This is a genomic window from Rothia sp. 32237D007AR, from assembly GCF_053544675.1.
Genome location: NZ_JBPPUO010000010.1, coordinates 76043 through 82942 on the forward strand (window position 1 = coordinate 76043; position 6900 = coordinate 82942).

The 6900-nt window shown below is 59.7% G+C and carries 6 protein-coding genes; all 6 read left to right on the forward strand.

Annotated features, from left to right (window positions below; translation table 11 throughout):
* Window positions 1-20 precede the first annotated feature (20 nt).
* Window positions 21-953, forward strand: a complete 933-nt coding sequence (locus ACED87_RS07430; protein ID WP_449089790.1) for a 3-methyladenine DNA glycosylase — start codon at window positions 21-23, stop codon at window positions 951-953.
* A 16-nt stretch (window positions 954-969) separates the two neighbouring features.
* On the forward strand, window positions 970-2058 hold the full coding sequence (locus ACED87_RS07435) for a C4-dicarboxylate ABC transporter substrate-binding protein (protein ID WP_449089791.1): 1089 nt from the start codon (window positions 970-972) through the stop codon (window positions 2056-2058).
* A 173-nt stretch (window positions 2059-2231) separates the two neighbouring features.
* On the forward strand, window positions 2232-2483 hold the full coding sequence (purS, locus tag ACED87_RS07440) for a phosphoribosylformylglycinamidine synthase subunit PurS (protein ID WP_449082308.1): 252 nt from the start codon (window positions 2232-2234) through the stop codon (window positions 2481-2483).
* A 5-nt stretch (window positions 2484-2488) separates the two neighbouring features.
* On the forward strand, window positions 2489-3298 hold the full coding sequence (gene purQ / locus ACED87_RS07445) for a phosphoribosylformylglycinamidine synthase subunit PurQ (RefSeq protein WP_449089792.1): 810 nt from the start codon (window positions 2489-2491) through the stop codon (window positions 3296-3298).
* A 25-nt stretch (window positions 3299-3323) separates the two neighbouring features.
* A complete protein-coding gene (purL, locus tag ACED87_RS07450) occupies window positions 3324-5642 on the forward strand; it encodes a phosphoribosylformylglycinamidine synthase subunit PurL (protein ID WP_449089793.1) in 2319 nt (772 codons plus the stop codon).
* Window positions 5643-6084: 442 nt separating this feature from the next.
* Window positions 6085-6741, forward strand: coding sequence for a hypothetical protein (locus ACED87_RS07455; RefSeq protein WP_449089794.1), 657 nt, complete (start codon window positions 6085-6087; stop codon window positions 6739-6741).
* Window positions 6742-6900: the final 159 nt, after the last annotated feature.

The window sequence follows — 6900 nt, forward strand, 5'->3', positions numbered from 1 at the left end:
CGAAGACTAGAATAGACCCCATGCCCCTCACCCTCCTTACCGCAGCTACCTGGCGCACCCAGGCGTCCGCCCATGAACAGCGATCAGGCCGCTACGCCCTACCCTTTGCCGAGCGGCGCAAGCGCGGCCAAGCCCACCCCGTCGAAGACTTCCTCTTCACTTACTACACCCTCAAACCCGGCCAATTCATGCGCTGGCACCCCGGTGCGGGAATCATTCTGCAGGACGCTGGTGAGCGAGCAAACTGGAAATTCTACCGGGCCGCAACCCAACAAGAGCTAGAAGAAGCTGGCCTGCCCCCAGCAGAAGCTGCCACAGCCGCCCAGGAGGGTAGTAGCGTCCTCGTTGATACCGAGAAGTTCGCCCAGGACCGTGCCACTGCCATAGACTTTGCCCGCATTATTGTGGGCAAGACCGCGGCCAAGCCCGGGTTCTTTGGGTGCTTTGGCCTACACGAGTGGGCCATGGCCTATAAGTCGGTTGAAAACAATATCCGCCACGACTACCTGAAGCTACGTTTAGGGGCAGAGGGCACCGACCGGGTGGTTGAAAGCCATAAAATCAGGTGCTCCCACTTCGATGCCTTCCGTTTTTTCATGCCCCAAGCCGCTCCCATGAACGAATTTCGGCCCACACGACAAACCCAGCGTGACATGGAGCAACCCGCCTGCCTCCACTCAAATATGGACATCTACAAATGGGCTTATAAGCTCCTACCTTTGATAGCCTCAGAGCTGGTCATGGACTGCTTCGAGCTGGCCTGGCAGGCACGCGAACTCGACATGAAAGCTGCCCCCTACGATCTGAAGGAATGGGGCTACGAACCCATCCCCATTGAGACCGCAGAAGGCAAAGCTGAGTACGTGCGGCAGCAAAGATCTCTAGCTGAAAGATCTGTGCGCTTACGTCAACGTCTGCTCGATTCCCTAACGTCGTCCTTGGCCCCAAGCTAAAGAAGGGACAACCTCCATGCGTTTTTCGCGCAAACTCGCTACGGTAGCTATCGCTGCCCTAGCTTTTACGGGCCTAGCCGCCCCAGCAGCCTCAGCCTACAACTACGCCTACGACTCTGACGGCGACCGCCTACTAGATATCTGGGAAATTGAAGGCTACGACTACAACGGTGACGGGTACATCGACATCGACTTCCCCGCCCTAGGGGCAGACCCCTACCACAAAGACATCTTCGTTGAGATGGACTACATGCCAGGCCTCATGGCCAGCGAAGCCGAACTCGACACTATCGTCGACACCTTCGCCCAGCTGCCCCTGTGGAACCCCGACGGGAGAACCGGCATCAACCTACACCTAGACGCCGGCAGCATCTACCCCCGCTACGATCTAGGTGGCGGCAACCAGATGCCCCACCAAGGCTTCACCAACCTAGGCGACGTGCATGACCTGCGCGCCATCCACTCAGACATAGCCCGCTACCGCACCTTCCACTACATGATCTGGGGCGACTACCACGGCACCAACGGCTCATCTGGGGCAGGTAACCTCAACGGCCGAGTCTTCACAGTAACCGTTGGCCCCACCCACTGGGGCCACGCTAGCAGCCCGATCCGTATCGGCACTTTCATCCACGAGCTAGGGCACAACCTGGGCCTAGAACACGGCGGTGACGACAGTGTGAACTACAAGCCCAACTACACCAGCATCATGAACTACAAGTACCAGCTTGAAGGCCTACGCCGCAGCGACGGATCAATCTACTACGGCTACTCCACCAGCGAAGGCATGACCATGAACGAGGCCGCCATCATCGAAACACGCGGTATCGGCCAGCAAGGCCGCGGGTTCTCCATCCGCTACGGCAACCGCTACTGGAACGCCCACCAAGGAATAGACTTCGACGGTGACGGACGAGTCGAATCCCGCCCCCAGCGGATCGACATCAACAAGGACGGCAGAATCAGCCAGCTCTCTGCCCCCAACGATATGGAAATGATCCAGTTCCAGCCTCAGCACTTCTTCTACCGCAACGCTAGCACCGTAGAAGTCAACGAAATGACCGCTGATAAGGCACGCGATATGGGCTACCTGCCCGCCGAATAAGAACTAATCCTGGCACCCTGCCAGCCTTAGACACCGCAGGAGCAGAAAGAGCCCCACACCCCAGCTCTTTCTGTTCCTGCACCTTCAATAGGGGGCCGTCTGGCGCACTTGACGCATCCGGTAAAATAGGTTGCGGTTCTATCTAGATTCCAGCACCCAAGGAGTGCCCATTCATGGCCCGTATTGTTGTTGACGTTATGCTCAAGCCCGAAATCCTCGACCCCCAGGGCAAGGCTATCTCTCACGAGCTTCCCCGCATCGGTCTAACCAATTTCACCGATGTCCGCCAGGGTAAGCGCTTTGAACTTACTGTCGACGGTGAAGTCACCGAAGAACTGCTCGCGCAGGCCCGCCAGGCAGCCGAAGAGCTGCTGTCTAACCCCGTGATTGAAGACGTCGTCAACGTCGAAGCTCTGGAGGACTAAAAGACGTGGCAGAATCCCTCGCAGCAACCGAAGTTCCCCTCGTGGGCGACTTCTCTGAAAACACCCCCGACGCCGCGCTCGCAGGTGTGCGCGTCGGCGTCATCACCTTCCCCGGCACCCTCGATGACCGCGACGCCTCTCGCGCCGTGCGCCTAGCAGGCGGCACCGCCGTCTCCCTGTGGCACGATGAAGCAGATTTGCACAAGGTAGACGCTGTTATCGTCCCCGGTGGTTTCTCCTACGGTGACTACCTGCGCGCTGGCGCCATCGCCGCCAAGGCCCCCGTGATGAGCAAGGTCGTTGAGGCCGCTAGCGCCGCTGGCACCTCCGGGTCCGCACCCCTGCCGGTGCTAGGTATCTGCAACGGTTTCCAGATTCTCACTGAAACCCACCTGCTACCTGGCTCCATGATCAAGAATGATCACCGCAAGTTCATCTGCCGTGACCAGATCCTGCGAATCGAAAACAATGAGACCTTCTGGACCAGCGACTTTGAAGCAGGCCAGAACATTGTGGTGCCCCTCAAGAACCAGGACGGCCAGTACGTCGCTGACGCTAAAACCCTTGAGGCCCTCGAAGCTGAAGGCCGCGTCGTCTTCCGCTATGTAGACGTCAACCCCAACGGCTCCCGCAACGACATCGCCGGTATCACCAACGAGCGCGGCAACGTCGTAGGGCTCATGCCCCACCCCGAGCACGCCGTTGAGCCCGGCTTTGGCCCCTCCTCCTCAGGTTTTGGCACCGTAGGTCTGCGCGAAGGCGCCGACGGCCTAGGCGTCTTCACCTCCGTACTCAACAAACTGGTTTCGGCCTAAACGCCTCGCATAAGGAATAAGAATTTTGAGCGACAAGAAGTTTAACCTCGACACCGTTGAGCACGCCGCTGCCACCCCCGAGACCGAACTGCCCTGGGCTGAGCTTGGCCTGAAGGAAAACGAGTTCGAGGACATCAAGAAAATCCTCGGCCGCCGCCCCACCGCAGCCGAGCTAGCAATGTACTCGGTCATGTGGTCAGAGCACTGCTCCTACAAGTCATCAAAGGTTCACCTCAAGCAGTTCGGTGCTAAGGTCACCGACGAAATGAAGAAGGACCTCATGGTCGGCATCGGCGAGAACGCCGGTGTGACCAATATCGGCAACGGCTGGGCTGTAACCTTCAAGATTGAATCCCACAACCACCCCTCCTACGTTGAGCCCTACCAGGGTGCAGCAACCGGTGTGGGCGGTATCGTGCGTGACATTATCTCCATGGGTGCCCGCCCCGTAGCTGTCATGGACCCCCTACGTTTCGGTGCCATCGACCACCCCGACACCGCCCGCGTCCTACCCGGCGTTGTCTCCGGTGTAGGCGGCTACGGCAACTCCCTGGGCCTGCCCAACATCGGCGGCGAAGTCGAATTTGACGAATGCTACCAGGCCAACCCCCTGGTCAATGCCCTGGCTGTGGGCATTATGCGCCACGCAGACATCCGCACCGCTAACGCCTCAGGTACCGGCAACAAGGTCATCCTCTTCGGTGCCCGCACCGGTGGCGACGGTATCGGTGGTGCCTCCGTGCTGGCCTCTGAGTCCTTCGATGACACCAAGCCCTCCAAGCGTCCCGCCGTGCAGGTGGGCGACCCCTTCGCTGAGAAGGTCCTCATCGAGTGCTGCCTAGAACTCTTCAAGGGCTCTGTCGTTGAAGGTATCCAGGACCTCGGTGCCGCAGGTATCTCCTGCGCCACCTCAGAACTAGCCTCAAACGGTGACGGCGGCATGCACGTTGACCTGACCAAGGTGCTGTTGCGCGACCCCACCCTGACTCCCGGCGAGATTCTCATGTCAGAATCTCAGGAGCGCATGATGGCTGTGGTCACCCCCGAAAACCTCTCCCGCTTTGAAGAAATCATGGACAAGTGGGATGTCGAATACTCCGTACTCGGTGAAGTCACCGGCTCCGGCCGCCTGACCATCGAGTGGCAGGGCGAAGTCATCGTCGATGTGGACCCCAAGACCGTGGCCCACGACGGCCCCACCTACGAGCGTCCTTACGCCCGCCCCGACTGGCAGGACGCCCTACAGGCAGACAAGTTCACCGGCTCCAGCGCGGACGATGCCCGCCCCACCGGCGCCGAACTAGGCCAGGCAATCAAGGACTTCATGGCTGCACCCAACATGTGCTCCAAGTCCTGGATTACCAACCAGTACGACCGCTACGTTCAGGGCAACACTGCCCTGTCTATGCCCGATGACTCCGGCGTGATCCGCGTAGACGAAGAAACCGGCCTGGGTGTTGCCCTCGCCACCGACGCTAACCCCCGCTTCACCAAGCTAGACCCCTACGAGGGCGCTAAGGCCTCCTTGGCTGAGGCCTACCGTAACGTCGCTACCGTAGGTGCCCGCCCTGTAGCTGTCTCTGACTGCCTAAACTTCGGCTCCCCCGAGGACCCGGACGTCATGTGGCAGTTCGCTGAGGCTGTGCGCGGTATCGCTGATGGCTGTATGGAACTGGGCGTACCTGTGACCGGCGGTAACGTCTCCCTCTACAACCAGACCGGCGGCAAGGCCATTAACCCCACCCCCGTGGTGGCGATGATGGGCGTGATGGACGACGTCACCCGCCGCACCCCCTCTGGCTGGGCACCTGAGCACGACGGCCAGGCCCTCTACCTGCTGGGCACCACCGCCGACGAGCTGGACGGCTCCGAGTGGGCCCGCTTCAAGGGCCATCTGGGCGGCCTGCCCCCCAAGGTTGATCTGGCTGCTGAGAAGCTGCTGGGCGACATGCTGGTGAACATGAGCCGTGACGGCATGATTGATGCCGCCCACGATGTTTCTGCTGGTGGCCTGGCTGCTGCCCTGGTTGAGGGTTGCCTGCGCTTTGGTGTAGGTGCCCGTGTTGGCCTGGGTGAGGTTGCTGAGCGTGACGGTATCGACCTGTTCACCCTGCTCTTCTCTGAGTCCCTGGGCCGTGTGGTTGTCTCCGTTCCCCGCTCTGAAGAAGTTCGCTTCAAGGACATGTGCACCGCCCGCGACTACCCCTTCGCCCGCATTGGCGTGGTTGATGCCGCCTCAAAGGCCCTGGACATTCAGGGTGAGGTCGCTATCGACCTGGAGGAGCTGCGCGAAGCCCACGAGGGCACCTTGGCCCGCCACTTTGGCGAGGTAGCCCCCAGCTAGTCGCTAGTTACTGTGTGTAAGGACGCCGCCGCGCCCCTCCCCTTGCCTTCAGGCAGGCAGGTGCGTGGCGGCGTCCTTCTGCTTTTAACAGCTGAATAAAGCTAAAGTTAAACCTGTACGCACCAGCAAAGGAACCTCTATGCTTTCTCGCACCACACTCATGAGCGTCATGGGAATCGCGGCTCTCGCGCTCTCGGCATGCTCCTTATCCGGCGGTGTTCCAAAACCCACCCCCGTTCATGAATTATCAAGCAGCTCGGCAACACCGTCGCCTTCGGCCACAATATTAAGCCCCTCACCTACCGCAGAGACGCCCTCCTCCGAACCAGCGGTAGAGCAAACAACCGCTGAAGCCACTCCCGCACAAGCCCAGACACCTCCTTCTGAACAAGCCTCTCCGGCATCAGATGCTATTGCAGCGCCAGGTACCAACTGCGGCCCCGTGGTCAATAGCGAGGGCCAAAGTACTGAGGGAAGCGTCTATGTCTCTGGCGGAGCCGTAAGCTGCGCTGAAGCTATCTCAGTTTTTAACTCCTACTTCCCCCAGATGCCCGATCTTGCCTACAACCGATACGGGGTCGTTGAAGGCATACTGGGAGGGTACACCTGCCAGATGAACCGGCAATATATGGGTGCCTACGCAATGTTAAGCGGCCAGGTGTACCTCTGCCAAAACAGCGCAAACGGCGCCTACCTTGAACTGCGCTACCCTGGGGAACGAGTACTACCCGGCTATGTAGTCGATATGAACAAACATATCGGTGACCCTCCGGGGCCTATGACTGGCACCGCAGTCACTTTCTCCACTCCCGCTCAGACCGTTGATTGCATTGGCACTCTAGACACCAAAACAATCACCTGCCGGGCTTTCCGGGCTGGGGGTGGCATTAACTACGTGACGATAGGCAAAACCGGGGCTCCCACTTTCTCTGATTTTGGCGACGGCCCTACCGCCCCCGTTCAGTCAACCCCTGTTGATGTAGGCACAGTAATCACAGCGCTGGGTGTCTCGTGCAAGCCCACGGATGCGCAGACTCTGTACTGCGTTAACACCACACACGGGTTCACGCTATCTCCCAATGGGTTTGTTCAAGACTAGGAGGGTTATTCATACGGGGTACGCCGCAGCCCAAAAAAGCAACCCGCGAACTACTGGAAACACCCGCCCATACCAGCCCAACGGACGCCTGAAGCCTGTGTACAGAACCCGCCAGGTGCAACACCAGCGCGATGACCCGCACCACCACCGACCCTAGCC

Excerpts from the sequence above, each read along its gene's own strand:
- ACED87_RS07430 (WP_449089790.1), top strand. The coding sequence starts at position 21 with ATGCCCCTCACCCTCCTTACCGCAGCTACCTGGCGCACCCAGGCGTCC.
- ACED87_RS07435 (WP_449089791.1), top strand. The coding sequence starts at position 970 with ATGCGTTTTTCGCGCAAACTCGCTACGGTAGCTATCGCTGCCCTAGCT.
- purS (WP_449082308.1), top strand. The coding sequence starts at position 2,232 with ATGGCCCGTATTGTTGTTGACGTTATGCTCAAGCCCGAAATCCTCGAC.